Annotated in this window: 19 protein-coding genes; 18 read left to right on the top strand and 1 reads right to left on the bottom strand. The window is 62.3% G+C overall.

Annotation, left to right across the window (positions count from 1 at the left end; all coding sequences use genetic code 11):
- Positions 1 to 202 precede the first annotated feature (202 nt).
- From mraZ to ftsZ, 17 genes are read left to right on the top strand one after another with little or no spacing between them, the layout of a single operon-like run.
- Positions 203 to 640 (top strand): division/cell wall cluster transcriptional repressor MraZ, encoded by a 438-nt coding sequence (gene mraZ, locus ADN01_RS11435; protein WP_062417676.1) that lies wholly within the window; start codon positions 203 to 205, stop codon positions 638 to 640.
- A gap of 2 nt (positions 641 to 642) precedes the next feature.
- A complete protein-coding gene (rsmH, locus tag ADN01_RS11430; protein WP_062417677.1) occupies positions 643 to 1,581 on the top strand; it encodes a 16S rRNA (cytosine(1402)-N(4))-methyltransferase RsmH in 939 nt (312 codons plus the stop codon).
- 56 nt (positions 1,582 to 1,637) lie between these two features.
- Positions 1,638 to 2,117 (top strand): hypothetical protein, encoded by a 480-nt coding sequence (locus ADN01_RS11425; protein ID WP_062417678.1) that lies wholly within the window; start codon positions 1,638 to 1,640, stop codon positions 2,115 to 2,117.
- Complete coding sequence (locus ADN01_RS11420; RefSeq protein ID WP_062417679.1) at positions 2,114 to 3,955, top strand: peptidoglycan D,D-transpeptidase FtsI family protein; 1,842 nt, start codon at positions 2,114 to 2,116, stop codon at positions 3,953 to 3,955. The genes ADN01_RS11425 and ADN01_RS11420 overlap by 4 nt, the downstream gene beginning before the upstream one ends.
- 12 nt (positions 3,956 to 3,967) lie before the next feature.
- Positions 3,968 to 5,392 (top strand): UDP-N-acetylmuramoyl-tripeptide--D-alanyl-D-alanine ligase, encoded by a 1,425-nt coding sequence (locus ADN01_RS11415; RefSeq protein WP_075071147.1) that lies wholly within the window; start codon positions 3,968 to 3,970, stop codon positions 5,390 to 5,392.
- Positions 5,389 to 6,381: a phospho-N-acetylmuramoyl-pentapeptide-transferase gene (mraY, locus tag ADN01_RS11410; RefSeq protein WP_062417681.1), complete on the top strand. Its 993-nt coding sequence runs from the start codon at positions 5,389 to 5,391 to the stop codon at positions 6,379 to 6,381. The genes ADN01_RS11415 and mraY overlap by 4 nt, the downstream gene beginning before the upstream one ends.
- Complete coding sequence (murD, locus tag ADN01_RS11405) at positions 6,381 to 7,769, top strand: UDP-N-acetylmuramoyl-L-alanine--D-glutamate ligase (protein WP_075071146.1); 1,389 nt, start codon at positions 6,381 to 6,383, stop codon at positions 7,767 to 7,769. Before mraY ends, murD begins: the two co-directional genes overlap by 1 nt.
- Positions 7,748 to 8,992, top strand: coding sequence for an FtsW/RodA/SpoVE family cell cycle protein (locus ADN01_RS11400; RefSeq protein ID WP_075071145.1), 1,245 nt, complete (start codon positions 7,748 to 7,750; stop codon positions 8,990 to 8,992). Before murD ends, ADN01_RS11400 begins: the two co-directional genes overlap by 22 nt.
- The gene (gene murG, locus ADN01_RS11395) at positions 8,952 to 10,022 is read left to right on the top strand and encodes an undecaprenyldiphospho-muramoylpentapeptide beta-N-acetylglucosaminyltransferase (RefSeq protein WP_160318420.1); all 1,071 of its coding nucleotides are present in this window, start codon (positions 8,952 to 8,954) and stop codon (positions 10,020 to 10,022) included. The genes ADN01_RS11400 and murG overlap by 41 nt, the downstream gene beginning before the upstream one ends.
- Entirely contained in the window at positions 10,019 to 10,555 is a 537-nt protein-coding gene (locus ADN01_RS11390; protein ID WP_062417685.1) for a hypothetical protein, read from the top strand. The genes murG and ADN01_RS11390 overlap by 4 nt, the downstream gene beginning before the upstream one ends.
- The gene (gene murC / locus ADN01_RS11385; RefSeq protein WP_062417686.1) at positions 10,555 to 11,946 is read left to right on the top strand and encodes a UDP-N-acetylmuramate--L-alanine ligase; all 1,392 of its coding nucleotides are present in this window, start codon (positions 10,555 to 10,557) and stop codon (positions 11,944 to 11,946) included. Before ADN01_RS11390 ends, murC begins: the two co-directional genes overlap by 1 nt.
- Entirely contained in the window at positions 11,939 to 12,124 is a 186-nt protein-coding gene (locus ADN01_RS11380; RefSeq protein WP_062417687.1) for a hypothetical protein, read from the top strand. The genes murC and ADN01_RS11380 overlap by 8 nt, the downstream gene beginning before the upstream one ends.
- A gap of 7 nt (positions 12,125 to 12,131) precedes the next feature.
- On the top strand, positions 12,132 to 13,079 hold the full coding sequence (gene murB / locus ADN01_RS11375; protein WP_062417688.1) for a UDP-N-acetylmuramate dehydrogenase: 948 nt from the start codon (positions 12,132 to 12,134) through the stop codon (positions 13,077 to 13,079).
- A gap of 12 nt (positions 13,080 to 13,091) precedes the next feature.
- The gene (locus ADN01_RS11370; RefSeq protein ID WP_062417689.1) at positions 13,092 to 14,219 is read left to right on the top strand and encodes a D-alanine--D-alanine ligase family protein; all 1,128 of its coding nucleotides are present in this window, start codon (positions 13,092 to 13,094) and stop codon (positions 14,217 to 14,219) included.
- Complete coding sequence (locus ADN01_RS11365) at positions 14,216 to 15,256, top strand: cell division protein FtsQ/DivIB (RefSeq protein ID WP_062417690.1); 1,041 nt, start codon at positions 14,216 to 14,218, stop codon at positions 15,254 to 15,256. Before ADN01_RS11370 ends, ADN01_RS11365 begins: the two co-directional genes overlap by 4 nt.
- Positions 15,257 to 15,261: 5 nt before the next feature.
- Positions 15,262 to 16,497: a cell division protein FtsA gene (gene ftsA, locus ADN01_RS11360; RefSeq protein ID WP_075071143.1), complete on the top strand. Its 1,236-nt coding sequence runs from the start codon at positions 15,262 to 15,264 to the stop codon at positions 16,495 to 16,497.
- Positions 16,498 to 16,545: 48 nt separating this feature from the next.
- Positions 16,546 to 17,703, top strand: a complete 1,158-nt coding sequence (ftsZ, locus tag ADN01_RS11355) for a cell division protein FtsZ (RefSeq protein ID WP_062417692.1) — start codon at positions 16,546 to 16,548, stop codon at positions 17,701 to 17,703.
- A gap of 174 nt (positions 17,704 to 17,877) precedes the next feature.
- On the opposite strand, the gene ADN01_RS11350 is transcribed toward ftsZ, so the two are convergent.
- Positions 17,878 to 18,486, bottom strand: coding sequence for a DUF3109 family protein (locus tag ADN01_RS11350; RefSeq protein WP_075071142.1), 609 nt, complete (start codon positions 18,484 to 18,486; stop codon positions 17,878 to 17,880).
- 131 nt (positions 18,487 to 18,617) lie between these two features.
- Here ADN01_RS11350 and lhgO point away from each other — a divergent pair, with 131 nt between their 5' ends.
- Positions 18,618 to 19,826 (top strand): L-2-hydroxyglutarate oxidase, encoded by a 1,209-nt coding sequence (gene lhgO / locus ADN01_RS11345; protein WP_062417694.1) that lies wholly within the window; start codon positions 18,618 to 18,620, stop codon positions 19,824 to 19,826.
- Positions 19,827 to 19,830 lie beyond the last annotated feature (4 nt).

Below are 19,830 nucleotides of genomic sequence, written 5' to 3'. Positions count from 1 at the left end.
CTCCTGTGAAAAGATGGGAAATGGGGTGGGGGAAAAGCGCGAATTTTTGGAGCAAAATACTCACAATTTGCCTTGCAATTGTGAAAAGCACTTGCAAATTGATTAAAATTCGTTTATACTGAGGACACAAGTGGTAAAAAGTGGTAGAAAGTGGGACGCCGGAGCAATCCGGCGTTCCGCATATATCGGGAAGGTAGAACGTATGTTCCTGGGTCAATTCGAACACAACCTCGATAACAAGGGCCGCCTGATGATGCCAGCGCGTTTTCGCGAGCTGCTGGAAACCGGCGCGTACCTGACCCAGGGCTTCGACAACAACCTGACCGTGCTCACCGCGGCCTCGTTTGAGGCCATGTACCGCGCGGTGAACGAAATGAGCCTGACCGACCCGCGCACGCGGCTGCTGCGGCGGCTGCTGTTTTCCAACGCGGTGCGCGTGGAATTCGACAAAACCGGCCGGGTGCTCATCCCGCCGTTCCTGCGCGATGCGGCCAATCTGCGCGAGACGGTGATGGTGATCGGGGTGGGCGACAGCATCGAAATCTGGTCAAAGGAAGCCTGGGCCGCGCAGGAAGCTCAGATTCAGGATCCGGATTTCAAAATGGATGGTTTCGCGGCCCTGAATTTGCCGGTGCACTAGCCATGACGAATCCAGCGGAAGAGAACGCCCCGCACGACCCTGTACTTTACCATGAAATTATACTCGCTTTACGCCCAAAAAGCCCAGGGCGGTATGTAGATGCCACCCTGGGGGCCGGAGGTCATGCGGGGGGGATCCTGGAGGCAAGCAGCCCAGACGGGTGCTTGTTGGGAATGGACCTGGATCCCCAGGCGCTGGCCATCGCTCGCCAGCGCCTGGCGCGTTATGGCAGCCGCTTCAGCGCGGTGCAGCGTTCCTACGTACACCTGCGCGAGGCTCTGGCAGAACTGGGGTGGCAGGGTGTGGACGGCATCGTGGTGGATCTGGGGGTGTCTTCCATGCAGATTGACACCCCGCAGCGCGGGTTTTCCTTCCAAAGCGACGGGCCGCTGGACATGCGCTTTGGCCCGGAGCAGCCCCGCAGCGCCGCGCAAATCGTCAACCAGTGGGCTGAGGCCGACCTGGCCGACATCTTGTGGCGGTACGGCGAGGAACGCAGCGCGCGGCGGATTGCGCGCCTGATGGTGCAGCAGCGCCCGTTTGAAACCACCCGCCAACTGGCTGAGGCCATTGCGCGGGGCAGCGGCGGCCCGCGCGGGAAAATTCACCCGGCCACGCGCACCTTTCAGGCGCTGCGCATCGCGGTGAACGATGAACTACGGGCGGTGGAAGAGCTGCTGCCGCAGGCGGTGGAGGCCCTGAACCCGGGGGGGCGGCTGGCGGTGATCTCGTTTCACTCGTTGGAAGACCGCATTGTGAAACAGTATTTCCACCGCGAAAGCCGTGATTGTGTGTGCCCGCCGGAGCGTCTGATTTGCACCTGCGGCCACCGGGCGGTGATTGATGAAATTAGCCGCCGTCCATTGACGGCGGGAGAAGTGGAAATTCAAAGAAATAGTCGCGCACGCAGCGCCAAACTTCGTGTGGTAGAAAAACGGTAGCTGGCACGAGATTTGCATGACTTCTGTATCGCAGATCTAAAGGATGGAAACGAAGTATGCAAACGACACAACGCCTCATCCAGGCTTATCGGCAGACCCCCTGGCGCGTCCAAATTCAATGGATCGTGGGGGTCTTGATCGCGTTAATCGGGGTGATGCTGGTGATGGGTTTGTACCTGAACATCGGCGCGCAAACCGCTCAGGCGGGGGTGATGATCCAGCGCATGGGATTCAAGCGTGACGAATTGCAGCTTTCGATCGCCAGCAAAAACGCTAAACTGGCGGAGGTCTATTCCAGCGAAGCCGTGCGCGACCGTTCTGCTGAGATGGGTTTTGAGCCCGCCAATTTGGACAGCGCGCTGTATGTGGTGGTTCCCGAATACCCCGGCCGCGAGATGCGCGCCCTGCGCGTGAACGCCTCGCAAACGCCGCTGCTGGAGATGCCGATGATTAAGCCGGCATACACGCAGTCTTTGTGGGAGTGGTCTTTGGATCAGCTGTCTGAGTGGAGCGTGAAGGTGGAGAAGCAGCCATGAAATCTCTCTTTTCTTCCCGCATGAATCTGGTTGGCCTGTTGATGAGCCTGGGTTTCGGGCTGATTGTGTTTCAGATGGTGCGTATTCAGACGGTGGACGCGGGCAAGCAACTGCAGGAACGCGGCCAGCAGTACCTGGAAGTCAGCGAAAAGCTGCGGCCTCCGCGCGGCAACATCTACGACCGCGAGGGGATTTTGCTGGCGGGCAACAAAGAGATGTACGAAATTGGGCTGGATTTTAACTTTGTCACCGACCCCGAAACCATTGCCCGCGAGCTTTCTACCCTGTTGGAGATGGACCGCAACAAGCTGGAACAACTTGCCAAGATGCGTGAGGAAGACCCCGATAAGCAGTATGTGACGGTGAAACGCTTTGTTTCGCCCGAGACGCTGCAAAAGGTGCAGGAGACCAAGAAGCGCATCAACGACGCCTCTGAAAGCACCAAGCCCAAGCGGGGTGAGGTGCTGCCGAGCATGCGCGGAGTGGTTTGGAAGCCCATGATCATGCGCACCTACCCAGAGAACAGCATTGCCTCCAACGTGTTGGGGTTTTACACGTTTTTGGACCCGGATGATCCTCACGGCTTTTACGGGGTGGAACAGCAGTACGATACCCTGCTGGCCGGGCCGGAGATGAACGTGAGCTACCGCGTGAATCCCGCCGAGCTGCAGCAAATGCCGGACCTGCCCCAAAGCACCAGCCTGGTGCTGACCATTGACCTGCAAATTCAGGCCATGCTGGAACGCAAAGCGCAGGAGGCCCTGGACGCCAACGGGGCGAAATCGGTGAGCATTTTGGTGATGGACCCCAAGACCGGTGAGATTTTGGGCATGGCCTCGACCCCTGGCCTGAACCTGAACGAATACTGGAAGATGTGGAAGGTGAAGGACGAAGCGGCGAAGGACGATAAGAAGAAAGAAAAAGCCGCTGACGACAGCACCCCCGCCTACTACTTCAACCGCGCCATCGGCCAGACTTACGAACCCGGCTCTGTCTTCAAGGTGCTGACCATGGCCGCGGCGTTGGATTCGGGTATGGTGGCCCCGGACACCACTTTCTACGATACGGGCCGGCTGGATTACGCGGGCGGCTTTGTCACCAACTGGGACGGCGGCGCATGGGGCGAGCAGACCATGCAGGGCTGTATGGCCCACTCGCTGAACGTGTGTTTGGCTTCGCTGGCTATTGATCTGGGCGATAAGCAGTATTACGAGTATATGAGCGCCTTTGGCATTGGCCGGCCCACCCAGGTGGACCTGGCGGGCGAGCAAAGCCCCACCATGCGCCTGCCAGGGGATGACGGTTGGACGGTTGGAACTTTGGCCAACAATGCGTTTGGCCAGGGTGTTTTGGTCACGCCGATTCAGATCGCCTCGGCGATCTCGGCGGTGGCCAACAAAGGTAAGATCATGGCCCCACATGTGGTGAAGGCCACCATTGACGGCGAGGGGCGGGTGCGTGAACTGTCGCCCATGATTGTCTCGCGCCCGATCAAGGCCAAGACGGCCCGCGCGCTGACCGAGATGCTGGCCGAGTCGGTGGAAACGGAAACCACAGCCGCAAAGGTAGAAGGCTACCGCTTTGCGGGGAAAACCGGTACGGCGGAAATTGCGGTGCCGGGGCTGGGATATGTCAGCCAGCTGACCAATGCCTCTTTTGTGGGTTGGGGTCCGGCGGACGATCCCCAGGTGTTGGTGTATGTGTGGATTGAAAAACCGACCTCAGAAATTTGGGGTTCTGTGGTGGCAGCCCCGGTGTTTCGCGAGGTGACCACCGAATTAATGAAACTGATGCGCATTCCCCCCGACGATATTCGCCTGGGGTTGACGCAAAAGTGAGGTAAAGGAAACGTGCTTACACTGGCAGACGTGCTGCAGGCCCTGACGGGCATTCGACCGGACGGCGCGGCCTCATTGGTGATCAGTGAGGCTACGATTGATTCACGTCAGGTGATTCCGGCTTCGATGTTTGTGGCCCTGCCAGGCGAGCGCGTGGATGGGCATGATTACATCGGGGACGCTTTTCGGCGCGGGGCGCATCTGGCGTTGGTGGGGCGCGACCTTTCCGCCCAGTTCACCTGTGTGGACCTGCGCGGCGGCCAACTGCCCGCGGGGTTCAGCGTTCCGCAAGGCCCCTTCTGCCTGTGGGTGGATGACCCCCTGACCGCCTTGCAGCAGACGGCGCGCTTTTGGCGGCGGCAGCTCAACCTGCGCGTGATCGGCATCACCGGCAGCGTGGGGAAGTCCACCACCAAAGAACTGGTCAGCGAAGTGCTCAGCCGCCGCTACCGCACCCTGAAAAGCCCGGGTAATTTGAACAACGAAATCGGCCTGCCTTTGAGCATTTTGCGGCTGGGGCCGGGTCACGAACGAGCGGTTTTGGAGATGGGCTTCTTTGTGCCCGGGGAAATATCTTTCCTGTGCGATATCGCCCTGCCCCAGGTGGGTGTGGTGACCAACGTGGGCACGGTACACGCCGAGCGCGCCGGTTCGCAGGAGGTCATCGCCCAGGGCAAGAGTGAGCTGGTGCAGGCGCTTCCGGCCGGGCCAGAGGGCGTGGCCATTTTGAACTACGACGACCCGTGGGTGCGGCCGATGGCGGCCAAGACCCAGGCGCGGGTGTTCTATTACGGCATGGATCCCGAAGCCGATTTGTGGGCTGACCGCGTGGAAGGGCTGGGGCTGGAGGGCATTCGCTTCCGGCTGAACTACCGCCAGGAAGCTCTGCATCTGCGCGTGCCGCTCATTGGCCGTCATTCGGTGCACACGGCGCTGCGCGCGGCGGCGGTGGGGCTGGTGGAAGGCCTGTCATGGTCTGAAATTGTGTCTGGAATGCAGCACGGCCACACCCAGCTGCGGCTGGTGGCGGTGCATAGCGCGCAGGGCGCACTGATTTTGGACGATACCTACAACGCCTCGCCGGAATCGACTCTGGCAGCCTTGAACTTGCTCAGCGAAATTGATGGGCGCAAGGTGGCTGTGTTGGGCGAGATGTTGGAACTGGGCCAGTACGAACGGCAGGGGCACGAGATGGTGGGTGTGCGCGTGGCTGAGGTGTGCAGCGAGTTGGTGACCTTGGGCCAGCGCGGCTGCATCATTGCCGATGCGGCGCGGCGCGCTGGGATGAACCCCAAGCATATCACCTGCTTTGATGAGATCGAAGCGGTTACGGATTACCTCAAGACCCACCTGCACGAAGGCGATGTGGTTTTGATCAAAGGCTCCCACGGCCTGCGCATGGACCGGATCGTTTCTGGATTGGAGCCGAAGCGATGAAAGAGACTTCTCTGGCGCTGGCTTTGAGCACGCTGGGCTTCATGATGGCCGTGATTTGGGGCGGGCCGCTGGTGCGTTTGCTGCGCTACCTCAAGATCGGTAAATTGATCCGCGTGGAAGGCCCCGGGCGGCACTTCACCAAGATGGGCACCCCCACGATGGGTGGGGTGATGATCATCCTGCCGGTAACGCTGGTGACCCTGCTGATGAATGGGGCCACCGTATTGGGTGTGGATGTGTTGGGCCGCTCGGTGCTGCTGCCGCTGGTGGTGATGATCTCCTTCAGCATTTTGGGCGGCATTGACGACTGGGAAGGGATTCGCGGGCCGCGCCGCGGGCTGGGGATGCGCGCGCGGACGAAATTCCTCTTCCAGGTGCTGCTGGCGGTGGGCACGGCTCTGGTTTTGAAATACATGCTGGGCGTGCCGGAGGTGTTTTGGCCCGCTTATGAAGACCCCATCCCCCTGGGGGTGTGGTACGTGCCGGTGGCAGCTTTTATCATTGTGGGCTGCTCCAACGCGGTCAACTTCACCGATGGGTTAGACGGCCTGGCGGGGCTGATTTCGGCCACGGCTTTCGCCGCCTACGGGGCCATCGCCCTGATGCAGGGGCAGGTGTTCTTGGGCCGCTTCTGCTTCACCCTGGTGGGCGCGATCTTCGGCTTCTTGTGGTTCAACGTCCACCCGGCCGAGCTGTTCATGGGGGATACCGGCTCGCTGGCCCTGGGTGCGGTGTTGGGCGTGGTGGCGCTGATGACCGGCCAGTGGCTGCTCATCCCGGTGATTGCCATCATTCCGGTGAGCGAGGTGCTCAGCGTGGTGATCCAAATCACCTATTTTCGGCTCACCAAAGGCAAGCGCTTTTTCAAGATGGCCCCCATCCATCACCATTTTGAGCTGATGGGTTGGAGCGAAACGCAGGTGGTACAGCGCTTTTGGTTGGTGGGGCTGCTGTTTGCGATGTTAGGCATTGCGATTGCGCTGGTGTGATGATGATGAACGATTGGACGAACCGCCGAATTCTCATTCTAGGAGCCGCCCGTCAGGGCCTGGCCCTGGGACGCTATCTGGACCGCATGGGCGCGCGCGTGACCCTCAACGATCAGCGCAGCGAGGCGCAGATGCTGGCTTCGATGGAAGGCATGGCCGATACGGGCGTGCGCTGGGCCTTGGGCGGTCATCCTTTGGAACTGTTGGATCAGACGGATCTGGTGTGCCTTTCCGGCGGGGTTCCGCTGGATCTGCCCATTGTGGTCGAGGCGCAGCGGCGCGGCATCCCGCTGAGCAACGATTCGCAGATCTTCATGGACGCCGTGCCCTGCCGCGTGGTGGGCATCACCGGCTCGGCGGGCAAGACCACCACCACCACCCTGGTGGCGCGCATGGCGCAGGCCGCTGTGCGTGAACCGCAGCATGCCTGGGTGGGCGGCAACATCGGCCAGCCGCTGATTGATCTGGTGGATCAGATGAAGCCGGAGGATGTGGTCATTTTGGAGCTGTCCAGCTTCCAATTGGAGCAGATGACGCGTTCCCCGCAGGTGGGGGCAGTTTTGAACATCACCCCCAACCATTTGGACCGCCACGGCACCTTGGAAGCCTACGCCGCGGCCAAGGGGCGCATTCTGGCTTTCCAGAAGCCGGAAGACATCGCCATCTTGGGGCGCGAAGACCCCGGGGCCTGGGCTTTGGCCGGGCAGGTGCGCGGCAAGCTGGTGAGCTTTGGTTTTGAGCGCCTGGCGCCGGATCAAACCGGCACATTTGAACGCGATGGGCGCATCTGGCTGCAGGCCAACGGCAAAGCTGTGGAGCTGATGCCGGTGGACTTGATCCGCCTGCGCGGCATGCACAACCGCATGAATGTGCTGGCGGCCTGTGCCATCGCCTATGCGGCGGGTTTTCCGGTGGAGGCCATGATCGCCGGGGTGAGCGGCTTTGCGGGGGTGGCGCACCGTTTGGAATTTGTGCGCATGGTCAACGGGGCTGCCTGGTACAACGATTCGATCGCCACCGCGCCGGAACGCACGGCAGCGGCGGTGCGCGCCTTCAGCGAGCCGCTGGTGCTGCTGTTGGGCGGGCGCGACAAGAAACTGCCCTGGGAAGGCCTGGCGGCGCTGATCCACGAGCGTGTGGATCATGTGGTGGTGTTTGGCGAGGCCGCCCCCAAGATTTTGGCTGCCCTGGGCGAAACCCAGCCCGGTCAGCGCCCCTACACGTTGGAACAGTGCCCTGGTTTGCAGGAAGCTGTGCAGGCGGCGGCGCGGGCGGCTTCGGCGGGCGATGTGGTGCTGCTTTCGCCGGGTGGAACCAGCTTTGATCAATTCCGCGACTTTGAAGAGCGCGGAGAGGAGTTCCGAAAATGGGTCAATCAACTTTCGTAAGGCCCGCGGCGGTTTCGGCGCGCAGAAACTTACGGCTGGCGGTGGACGTTCCTCTGCTGTTGGCGGTGATTGCCCTGGCATTAATTGGCCTTATGGCGATTTATTCGGCCAGTTGGAAAGCGGGCATGGCCCAGGAGAACGGCTCCACCACCTACTTTTTGGTGCGGCAGGCCGTCTTCGTGGTGCTGGGCCTGGCCGTCATGGGCGCGGCTTATTTCCTGGATTACCGCTGGCTGAAACGCTTTGTGGTGCCGATGATGGGCGTGACCCTGGTGGCCCTGGCGGTGGTGATCACCATCGCCAAAATCAAGGGAGAGGTCAACGGGCGTTCACTGGTGGAAGGCTCGGTTCAGCCCTCGGAGTTGGCCAAGCTGATGACGGTTCTCTATTTGTCGGTGTGGATGAACTCGCGCAAGGACTCGATCAACAGCATCAGCGCCGGTCTGCTGCCCATGTTGGGCATTATGGGGCTGATGGCCGGGTTGATCATGATCCAGCCGGATATGAGCGTGGCCTTCACCATCCTGATCATGGGCGGGATCATGCTGTTCTTAGCGGGCGGCAACTTCCGCATCATCACCACTTTTCTAATTATGGTCTCAACTGTGGGCCTGGTGGTGGTGCGGCTGTATTCCACCGGCAGCAACCGCATGGGTTCGTACATTGAGGGCTTGAAGGACTTGCTCAACGCTTCGAACCACGTGCAGCGCGCATTGGAGGCGGTGGCGCGGGGTGGGGTGTTTGGGGTGGGGCTGGGCAACAGCCTGACCAAAAACACCGGCCTGCCCTTCGGTTGGACGGACAGCGTTTTTGCGGTGCTGGTGGAAGAAGCCGGTCTGATCGGCGGCCTGGTGGTGATTGCGCTCTATGGGCTGATCTTGTGGCGCGGGCTGCGCATTGCGGAGCGCACGCCGGATTTCTTGGGCAAGCTGCTGGCCAGCGGGGTGACGCTGTGGATCACCCTGGAGGCGCTGCTGAACATCGCGGTGCTGTTTGGGCTGCTGCCTTTTACGGGGAACGCGCTGCCGTTCCTCAGTTACGGCGGCTCATCTTTGATCACGATTTTCGCGGGTATTGGCCTGCTGTTAAATGTCAACCGGATCGGCATGCAGGATTCCGGAACGAGTGGAGGGAAGACCTTTGGCGCGGTTGTTGATTTGCGCTGGCGGGACGGGCGGCGGCGTGTATCCCGCACTGTCCGTGCTGCAAGCCCTCGCGGGTAAGTTCGAGTCCGTCTTGTGGGTGGGCGGCCAGGGCGGCATGGAAGCCGACCTGGTGGAACGCGCCGGTGTGCCGTTCCGCGCCATTCCGGCGGCGGGGGTGCACGGCGTGGGTCTGCGCGCGCTGCCTGGGAACCTGTGGAAGCTGATCCAGGGCGTGCTGGCGGCGGGCCGCGTGCTGCGCGAATTTCGTCCGGACGTGCTGCTGATGACCGGCGGGTACGTGGCCGCGCCGATGGCCGTGGCGGCCTGGCGCATCCCCACCGTGCTGTATGTGCCGGATATTGAGCCGGGGATGGCGCTGAAATTCCTGGCGCGCTTCGCCGACCATATTGCTCTGACGGCGGAACCTTCGCGGGAATTCTTCCCCCAGCGCAAGGCCATGACGGTGACGGGGTATCCCACGCGTCCCGAACTGGATGAGTGGGACCGGCGCGGCGGGCAGCGGCGCTTCGCCTTCAAGGCGGATGTGCCCGTGCTGTTGGTGGCGGGGGGCAGCAAGGGTGCGCGTTCTTTGAACCGTGCGGTGCTGGCCCATCTGCCCGAACTGCTTAAGCTCTGCCAGGTGGTGCATGTCAGCGGGCAGTTGGATTGGGAAGAGGTGGATCGGGCGGCGCAGGCCCTGCCGGAAGAGCTGACCTTTCGCTACCGGGCTTTCCCCTACCTGCACGACATGGGCGCGGCTTTGGCCAGCGCCGATCTGGCGGTGATGCGGGCGGGCGCCTCCACCCTGGGCGAACTGCCCAAATTCGGTCTGCCCGCGGTGTTGGTGCCGTATCCTTACGCCTGGCGCTACCAAAAGGTCAACGCGGCCTTCTTGGAGGCTCAGGGGGCGGCGGTGATGGTGCGGGATGAGGAACTGGGCGCGCAGCTTTTGGAGAAGGTTTCGGGCTTGCTGCAAGACCCATCCCGGCTGGACGCAATGCGCGCGGCCATGCGTTCTTTGGCCCAACCCGGCGCGGCGGAACGGATTGCCGCCCTGGTGTTGGCTCAGGCCAAAGGCGAAGATGCGAAAGCGGGAGGCCCCGCATGATAGGCTTGAATGTGCTTTTTTGGATTTTTGTGGCGCTGTTCGCGGTGATCGGCATGACTCGCGGTTGGGCCAAGGAACTGCTGGTCAGCTTTGCGGTCATTCTGGCCATGTTCATCATCACTGTGTTGGAGCGGTTTGTGCCCTTCATGCGCGATAACGTGGTCTTTGCCGGTGGGGCGACCCTCTTTTGGGTGCGGTTTTTGCTGATGCTGGCGATGGTGTTTTTCGGCTATCAAGGCCCCAATATCCCCAAGCTGGCCGGCACCAACCGCTTTGCCCGCGAACGGCTGCAAGATTCGCTGCTGGGCTTCTTTTTGGGTGCGCTGAACGGCTACCTGGTATTTGGCTCAATCTGGTATTACCTGGATGACGCCGGATATCCTTTTAGCGTTATCATAGCGCCCATGTCAGGCCCGATTGCAGAGGCGACCGCGCGCATGATGCCGCTGATGCCGCCGTATTGGTTGGGCACCCCGGCGATTTATTTCGCTGTGGCGATTGCCTTCGCTTTTGTTCTGGTGGTGTTTATCTGATGACACACGTGCACTTGATTGGGATGGGTGGGAGCGGCCTTTCGGCGATTGCGCGCTTGCTTTTGGAGCGCGGCTACGTCGTGAGCGGCTCGGACCAACAGGCTTCGGCAGCCACCGAAGAGCTGTCCCGTTTGGGTGCGCGCGTAGAGGTGGGCCACCGCGCGGAGAACATTCAGGGTGCAGACCTGGTGGTGCGCTCCAGCGCTGTGGCAGATGAGAACCCCGAGGTGCAGGCGGCGCAGGCGGCGGGTATCCCTGTGCTGAAGCGCTCCGATTTCCTGGGCGGCCTGATGGCTGAGAACGTGACCGTGGCTGTGGCGGGGACGCACGGCAAAAGCACCACCACTGCCATGATCGCCTGGATGCTGACCGCGCTGGGGCAAGAACCCTCGTACATCATCGGCGGGGTGGCCAAGAACCTGGGCAGCAACGCTCACGCGGGCCAGGGGCCGGTGTTTGTGATCGAGGCGGATGAATATGACCGCATGTTCCTGGGTCTGAACCCGGATGTGGCCGTGGTGACGCATGTTGAACATGATCACCCCGACTGCTTCCCCACACCGGCGGATTACTACCAGGCATTTGGCGAGTTTGTGGGCCGGCTGCGCGCGGGGGGGCTGCTGTTGGCCTGCGCCGACCAGCAGGGCGCGGTGGGTCTGGTGGAAGCTGCGCCGCCCGCCTGCACGGCCCTGACCTACGGCCTGAAGCCGGGGGCGAATTACCGAGCGCACATCACCGGCAGCCGTCCGGGCCTGGGGCTCAGTTTCCGCGCGGCGCTGCTGCTGGAATCGGGAGCCGAAGCCCCGCTGGCCGAGGTGCATTTGCAGGTTCCCGGCGAACACAACGTGCGCAACGCATTGGCGGCTTTGGCGGTGGCGCACCATTTGGGGCTGGATGTGAACGCGGCGGCCGATGCCCTGGGCCAGTTCAGCGGCACCGGCCGGCGCTTTGACGTGCTGGGCGAAGCAGCGGGTGTGGTGGTGGTGGATGACTACGCTCACCATCCCACCGAAATCCGCACTACCCTGGCGGGGGCGCGCAGCCGTTACGCGGGGCGGCGAATTTGGGCGGTGTGGCAGCCCCACACCTATTCACGCACGCAGCTGCTGCTGGATGAATTCGCGCAGTCCTTTGCGGACGCGGACCGCGTGATTGTGACCGAGATTTACGCCGCGCGGGAAAAACCGCAGGATTTTTCTTCGGCGGCGGTGGTGGCAAAGATGAGCGGTGTGCAGGCGAGGTTTGTGCGGCAGCTGCACGAGGCCGCTGAGCTGCTGCTGGCCGAGGCGGCCCCCGGAGATGTCATTTTGGTGCTTTCGGCGGGGGACGCCACCCAGGTGAGCGCGCAGGTGCTGGCCGGCCTGCGAACAAGAGGAGGGGAGCATGCGTGAGGCGGAAAAACGCAAGTATGAGTTGGACGTCCCGGCGGTGAACGGGCTGGTTTTGACCCCCCGCCCGCCGCGGGATAAGAGCGGGGCCGAGGGCAAGGCGCAAGCTGCCCAGGCGTCCGAAAACGAGCAAAAAGAGCAGGTGGTCAACCGCCTGATTGATTTTTTCAAGGGTTTCTAGGAGCCGGATGAGCCCGAAGAGCCGTTCCACCCTACCGATCCACGCCCTGCGCAGCGCCTTTGGCACGCGGCTGCAGGAGAACGTGCGCCTTTCCAATTACACCACCGGCCGCATGGGCGGGGCGGTGGATGGAATGGTGATCGCGCAGACCTGGCAGGAACTGGAAGCGGTGGTACGGCAGCTTTGGGATCTGGACGTGCCTTTTGTGATTTTGGGCAGCGGCAGCAATGTGCTGGTAGCCGACAGCGGGCTGCGCGGGGTGGTGGTTTTGAACCGCGGGCACAACGTCAAAATTCAGGCGCACGATGCCCAGCCCAGCGTGTGGGCCGAATCGGGCGCCAACCTGGGGCGCATCGCCCGCCAGGCGGCGCTGCGGGGGCTGAGCGGGCTGGAATGGGCCGCCAACATTCCCGGCAGCCTGGGCGGGGCGGTGTACGGCAACGCTGGGGCGCACGGCGGCGACATGGCCGGCAACCTGATGCTGGCCGAAATCTTGCACCGCACAGAGGGGCGGCAGGTGTGGAACGCGGAGCAGATGGGATACAGCTACCGCAGCAGCGCACTGAAGCGCACCCCCAGCCCGGTGGTCATTTTGACCGCCACGCTGCGCCTGAGCTACAGCACCCCGCAGGCGGTGCAGGAGACGATGGAGCAGTATAACGAACGGCGCAAGGCCACCCAGCCGCCGGGGGCGAGCATGGGGTCCATGTTCAAGAACCCGCCCGGTGATTACGCGGGACGGCTGATTGAGGCGGCGGGGCTGAAAGGGGCGCGCGTGGGGGGGGCGCAGATCAGCCCGGTGCACGCCAATTTCTTTGTCAATGATGAAGGTGCCAAAGCGGCGGATGTGATGGCTCTCATCCGCACAGCTCAGAAGGCCGTGTTGGAGCGCTTTGGGATCAGCCTGGAATTGGAAATTGAACTGCTGGGTAATTTTGAGGAGGCCGCGGCTTAGGCGGCATTAAGGATGACGATGACAACGCAGAAGATTCACATCGCGGTGCTGTTCGGGGGCTGTTCAGGGGAACATGAAGTTTCCCTGATGTCCGCGCGTTCCATTTTGAACGTGCTGCACCCCGATCGCTACGCGGTGACGCCGGTGGGCATTACCCGCGACGGGCGCTGGTGGACGGGCGAGAACGTGCTGGAAAAGCTGGCACAGGAGTCGCTGGACGGCCTGACGGCGGTGACGATGCTGCCGGAGCCGGGGAACCATGTCCTCTACGCGCTGGAAGAGGGTCAATCGGGGCGCGTGCTGCGGCCGGTGACGCCTGTGGATGTGATCTTCCCGGTTTTGCACGGCACCTTTGGCGAGGACGGCACACTGCAGGGGCTGTTTGAGATCCTCGGCGTCGCCTATGTGGGCGCGGGGGTTTTGGGCTCGGCGGTGGGCATGGATAAGGCCCTATTTAAGGATGTGATGCGCGCCTACCGGCTGCCGGTGCTGGATTCGATGCTGGTGAACCGGCATGAGATTGAAGCGCGGCTGGATGAAATTCTACTGAAGGCCGAGAGCCTGAGCAATTACCCGTTCTTCACCAAACCGGCCAACCTGGGCTCCTCCGTGGGCATTCGCAAATGCCGCAGCCGCGAAGAGCTGTACCAGGGGCTGGTGGAGGCGGCGCGGTTTGACCGGCGGGTGATGATCGAACGCGGGATCGAGGCGCGCGAGTTGGAAGTGAGCGTTTTGGGCAACGCAGAGGTGCGCGTTTCGGCCGTGGGCGAAATCTTCCCCGCGGAAGAGTTTTACACCTATGCGGCCAAGTATCTGGATCGAGGCACGCGCCTGGCAGTCCCGGCCGATTTGGAAGAGGGCGCGGCGCGGCGCATTCAAGAACTGGCGCGGCGGGCTTACCTGGCCGTGGACGCGGCGGGCATGGCGCGTGTGGACTTTTTGATGGAAAAGACCTCAGGGAAGGTGTATATCAGCGAGATCAACACCATCCCCGGGTTTACAACGGTGAGCATGTATCCGAAATTGTGGGAGGCCAGCGGGCTTTCGTACACGGCGCTGGTGGATGAGTTGATCCGTCTGGCCCTGGAACGGCAGGCGGAGCGCCGCGCGACCGAACACACCTACAGGAGTGCAGCATGAACACGCCACGCAGTGATCGCGGAAAAACCCGGGCCGAACTGGCGCGCGAACGGCGCAGCCGGGAAAGCCAACAGCACAGTCAACAGGCAGCCACCCGCGTGCGCTACACGGCGGTGACGCCGCCGCTGACCATGCGGGGCGGCATGGGCACGCCGGTGATCCAACGCACCCGCAGTCAGGTACGGCGCCAGGTGAACGTCCGCCTGGGTTCGCCGGGGGCGGAGATGCAGCTGCCTTCTCTGCCCGCCATTCGCCCAGGGTGGCGCTTGGTGAGCGGGCTGCTGGTGGTGCTGTGCTGCGCTGCTGTGATCATGGGTTTCACGGCTCCCACGTTCCAGGTGGGTGTTCCGGAGGTGGCGGGGCTGACGCGCATCAGCGCCGAGGATTTGAGCGAGACGCTGCGCTTGGAGAACACGCCGGTGTTCCTAGTGCAGCCGGCCCAGGTGCAGGCGAAGGTGGCGCGGGCTTACCCCGAATTGAAGGATATCACCGTCAAGGTGATGCTGCCTAACCGCGTGATCATCAGCGCGGTGGAGCGCCAGCCGATTTTGGCCTGGGAGTACGACACCAACCTGATCTGGATTGATGCGGAAGGCATGATCTTTCCGGCGCGCGGCGAACCAACGGTTCCGCTGCTGACCATCGTGGCCGACAGCGCCCCGCCTTTGTTTACGCCGGTGGATTCACTGGCGGCCCTGGTGGAAGACCCCACCCCTACCCCTGAGGATGCGGCGGCGGAAAAACCCGCCAACAAGCCCAGGGTCCCCAAGCAGGTTTCGCCGGAGTTCTTGAAGGCTATTTTTGCTCTGTCTGAGAAATTGCCGCCGGAGACCAGCCTGACGTATAATAGCAGCAATGGTCTGGGGTGGAATGACCCTCTGGGCTGGAAGGTATACGTCGGAGTCTCCCTTGAGGATTTTGACCTGAAACTGGCTTTGTATGAACATATTGTGAAGGCACTTCAAGAGAAGGGCATCCAACCGGCCCTGGTGAGCGTGGCATACCTGCACGCGCCCTTTTACAGGCTGGAGGAATGACGGCTATGGACGAACCTATTGTGGTGGGCATTGATATCGGCACGACCAAAGTCTGCACCCTGGTGGCGCGGGTAGAAGGCGAACGCGGGCTGCGCATTTTGGGCGTAGGGATCGAACCGTCTCAGGGTATTCGCAAAGGGACGATTGTGGATCTGGGGGCAGCCACACAGTCCATCGCACGTTCGGTGGAAAAGGCGCAGCGCACATCCGGCCTGGAGATCACCTCGGCTTTGGTCAGCCTGGCTGGCTCGCACGTTTCCTCGGTGAACAGCCGTGGGGTGGTGGGCGTTTCGGGCCGCATGATTGATCAGGATGATGTGGAGCGCGCCCTCGAAGCCGCCCAGGCCGTGGCCATTCCGCATAACCGCGAGATCATTCACGTGATCCAGCGCGGTTTTGTGGTGGACGGGCAGGACGGCATTCGCATGCCGGTAGGGATGCACGGTTTCCGGCTGGAGATGGAAGCCCACATCATCACCGCCGCGGCCACCACGGTGGAAAATCTGCGCCAGAGCGTGCAGGCAGCGGGGGTTGAGGCCACTCAATTTGTGCTGAACCCGCTGGCTTCGGCCGAGGTGGTGCTTTCGGAAACCGAACGGCAGATGGGCGCGGTGGTCTGCGATATCGGCGGGGGGACGACAGACCTGGCCATCTACATTGACGGGGATGTCTGGCACACCATGGTGATTGCGGTGGGGGGCAACCACGTGACTTCCGACATCGCCCACGGCCTGCGGCTGCCGATGGATCAGGCCGAAGAGATCAAGAAACAATACGGGTATGCTCTGGAGCGCGAGGTAGCGGCGGACGACACCTTTACCATGCGCCCCTTTGGTGAAGAGCAGGCAGAAATTGTCAGCCGCAAAGACCTGGCGCACATCATTGAAGCCCGGGTGGAAGAGATCTTCGACCTGGTGCTGCAAGAGATTAAGCGTTCCGGGTACGACGGCATGCTTCCGGCGGGGATGGTTTTGACCGGCGGGATGAGCAATTTACCGGGGATCCGCACCCTGGCCAGCGAAGTGCTGGGGCTGCCGGTGCGGATTGCCAAGCCGGACAATTTGGTGGGCCTGGTGGATCAATTACATTCACCGGCGTATTCCACCAGCGTAGGGCTGCTGTATTGGGCCTTGATGATGAGCGAGACCATGCCGGTTTCACCCCGCGGACGGCGGCCTCGTGGAGGAGGTAATGTCAATTGGGAAATCATCAAAAATTTCTTGAAGCGTATGCTTCCGTAATTATCTCGAAAATGACTGCGGTTCATCATTAATGTGGAGGAGGAAACCATGGAACAGTTCGGTCAGAACCAAAACGAGTCGTTTGCCCGCATCAAGGTGGTCGGTGTGGGCGGTGGCGGCTGCAACGCCGTCAACCGGATGATTGACGAAGGTTTGCAAGGGATCGAGTTCATCACCGTGAACACGGATGGACAGGCCTTGCAGCTTTCCAAGGCGCAAACCCGGGTTCGCATTGGCGATAAGTCCACGCGCGGTTTGGGCGCGGGCGGCAACCCCGAGATGGGGGCCAAGGCGGCCGAAGAGTCAGCGGAAGCGCTCTACGAGGTGCTGCGCGGGAGCGATATGGTCTTCGTGACCGCGGGCCTGGGCGGCGGTACCGGCACGGGCGCGGCTCCCATTGTGGCCCAGATCGCCAAGGACGTGGGCGCGCTGACCATCGGCGTGGTGACGCGGCCCTTCACCTTCGAAGGCATGCGGCGGCAGAAATCGGCGGAAGGCGGCATTTCTCGCCTGAAGGAACACGCCGACACCCTCATCGTGATCCCCAACGATAAGCTGCTGCAAATCGTGGATAAGCGCGCCAGCCTGCAGGAAGCCTTTATGGTGGCCGACGACGTGCTGCGCCAGGGTATTCAGGGCATTTCCGAGCTGATCACCGTCCCCGGCCTGATCAACCTGGACTTTGCAGATGTGCGCGCCATCATGAGCGAAGGCGGCGCGGCGCTGATGGCCGTGGGTACGGCCTCGGGCGAGGAACGGGCGCGTGTGGCGGCCGAAGCGGCGATTTCCAGCCAGCTGCTGGACATCACCATTGACGGTGCGCGCGGTATCCTGTTCAACGTGACCGGCGGCAACAGCCTGACCCTGTTCGAGGTCAACCAGGCTGCGGCCATCATCAAGGAAACGGCTCACCCGGATGTGAACCTGATCTTTGGTGCCGTGATTGATCCCAACATGGGTGATGAACTGCGCGTGACCGTGATCGCCACGGGTTTTGACCACAGCTCACCGATGCAGCCCGCTACGCTGGTGGACCGCGCCCGCGATCCGCAGACGGTTGCGGCCGCTCGCCCGGTGAGCCGGCCCGCGGAGACACCGGCGCTAGGACAGCGGCCTGCCCAACCTGGGCCGACCGAATTTCAGGCGCGTGTTTTGAATACGGACGATTTGGACATTCCGGCGTTCCTGCGCAATCGGCAGCGCTAGACGTAATCCTCAGGGGGGTGTATTGCAGGGCGGATCGGCAGTCTGCTCTGCAATTTCACCCTGGGTTCTGCCCGCCGCCTCAACGGGTTGAGGCTGATTCAAACTGCCATTATCTCCCCCCTCCACACACTCTCCCCGCTAAGGGGAGAGTGCTTTTAAGCCGCAAGGGTGCGCTCAGGGGGCTGAAGGCGGGTTCTGGGTTGGGGGCATGGGCAGCCCCTGCTGGCGGGCCAGAGCCTCGTAGGCCTCGTCCCCCAAAAAGTAGCGCAGTTCTTCTTCAAAGGTAGCCAACAGGGGCAGGGGGGTGGGAGAAGGGCGCAGGCAGGAGCCGGGCTCGTCCAACAGCAGCGCGGCCTCATCCAGGGTGATGCGCCCCTGGTCGTCCAGGTCGAGGGGGTGCAGGATGCAGTAAAAGGGTTTCCAGGCCCAGGGGTGCAGACCGGCGCTGTGCGCGGCCGTCTGCAGGGCACATTTGAAGTCGCGGCGCAGGAAAACACAGGCCGTGCCGCCGTAATGCCAGGGAGTGGGCAGCACGGTGGAATGCAGCACCTGCCCCGACGGGCTGTGAGGGTCTTCTTCGGGCAAGCCGGTGAACCAGCCTTGCGGATCGCGGCGCTCGGGCGGCAGGAAGGGGGCAATCTGCGGCGCGCGCTGGCGCAGGGCTTCCACTTCGCCTAGATCCAGCCATACCCCGTGCAGGCAGCAGGCAGCCTGACATTGATGCAGGCGGCAGCGGCGCATCGGTTCGGCTTGCAGCATTCGGGGGTTGATTTGGCGGGTCACGGGGTGGATTGTATCACACTCAGGTGGGAACGGCGCGGGGGGGTGCGAGAAAGTTTTGCATTTTTGACTGTTCTTCTGTACAATTTAGCCGTGGATAGCTTTGTTCCGATGACGAACCCAAGGACGGGGATATGAGCGACGGCGTGTGCGATGTCACCATTATCGGCGGTGGGGTTGTGGGCATGGCCACCGCGATGGCGTTAACCTGCGGGCGGCATTTACGGGTGACGGTGATCGAGGCCGAAGAGGGCCTGGCCCGCCACCAGACCGGCCACAACAGCGGGGTGATCCATTCCGGGCTGTACTATAAGCCCGGCTCCTTGAAGGCGCGCCTGTGCATTGAAGGGCGCCGCGCCTTGCTGGACTTTTGCGAAGCGGAGGGCATTCCCCACGAGACCTGCGGCAAAGTTGTGGTGGCCACCCGCCCCGGCGAGATGCCCGCTTTGGAGGTGCTGACCGAGCGCGGGCGGGCCAATGGGCTGGAGGGGATGCGGCGGCTGGAAGCCGAAGAAATCCGCGAATATGAGCCGCACGCAGCGGGGATCGCAGGGCTGTTTGTGCCCCAGACCGGCATTGTCAACTACACCCAGGTGGTGGAAGCTTACGCGCGGCGTGTGCAGGCGGGCGGCGGGCGCATTTTGACCGGCACGCGCTTTTTGGGGGTGAAGCGCGATGGGGGGCAGTTTGCCATTGAGACCAACCAGGGCACCCTGCACTGCCGTAATCTGATCAACTGCGGCGGCTTGCAGTCGGACCGCATCGCGCGCCTGTGCGGTCTGGATCCCAAGCTGCAAATTATCCCCTTCCGCGGTGAATACTATGAAATTGTGCCCGAAAAGGCGCATCTGGTGCGGAATCTGATTTACCCGGTGCCGGACCCGCGCTTCCCGTTCCTGGGGGTGCATTTCACCCGCATGGCCAAAGGCGGGGTGGAAGCCGGCCCCAACGCGGTTTTGTCCTTCAAACGCGAAGGGTATACCCGCTGGAGTTTCTCGCCGCGGGACGTGTTGGAATACGCTGCATACAGCGGCTTCTGGCGCATGTCCATGAAGTATTGGAAGACCGGCCTGGGTGAGTTTTACCGTTCGTTCTCTAAAAAGGCCTTTACGCGCGCGCTGCAGCGGCTGCTGCCCGACCTGCGCGAAGAAGACCTGCGCCGCGGGGGGGCGGGCGTGCGCGCGCAGGCCTTGGAGCCGAACGGCATGCTGGTGGATGATTTCCGCATTGTGGAAGCCGAGCGCATGGTGCACGTGCTGAACGCGCCCTCCCCGGCGGCCACCGCCTCCATCCGCATTGGCGAGGCCATCGCCGAGATGGCCGTGAAGAATTTCGGAGGGTAACGAG

This window comes from Levilinea saccharolytica (assembly GCF_001306035.1).
In the GTDB taxonomy this organism is placed as follows: domain Bacteria; phylum Chloroflexota; class Anaerolineae; order Anaerolineales; family Anaerolineaceae; genus Levilinea; species Levilinea saccharolytica.
The sequence above is the reverse complement of the archived record's forward strand: the minus strand, read 5'-3'. Positions and strand labels throughout refer to the sequence as shown.